At 71.5% G+C, this 249-nt stretch carries 1 protein-coding gene; it reads left to right on the top strand.

Annotation, left to right across the window (positions count from 1 at the left end):
• Positions 1 to 249 (top strand): PAS domain-containing protein (locus tag FNJ47_RS52245; protein ID WP_236000616.1); only part of this gene is annotated, 249 nt, incomplete at both ends.

The following is a 249-nucleotide window of genomic DNA, read 5'->3' as shown; positions in this document are numbered from 1 at the left end:
CCGCCGACAAGGTGTTCACCAGCCCCGAGACCGAGGCCCTGCTCGGGCTGAAGCGCGGCACGCTGGAAGGCCCCGCCGCGAAATGGCTCGAGGTGCTGCACCCGCTCGACCAGGACCGCTTCCGCGCGGCGCTCGACATCGGAGACGACGCCGGTGGTGGCGCCGCCGCCGGCGAAGGCGTGCTGCATCACCGTAAAGCCAATGAGCATCACGATCAGCACCAGGCCGCCGAGCAGCGCGGGACCGACG

Origin of the sequence: Bradyrhizobium uaiense, from assembly GCF_010811875.1 — a bacterium.
Classification (GTDB): domain Bacteria; phylum Pseudomonadota; class Alphaproteobacteria; order Rhizobiales; family Xanthobacteraceae; genus Bradyrhizobium; species Bradyrhizobium uaiense.
The sequence above is the reverse complement of the archived record's forward strand: the minus strand, read 5'-3'. Positions and strand labels throughout refer to the sequence as shown.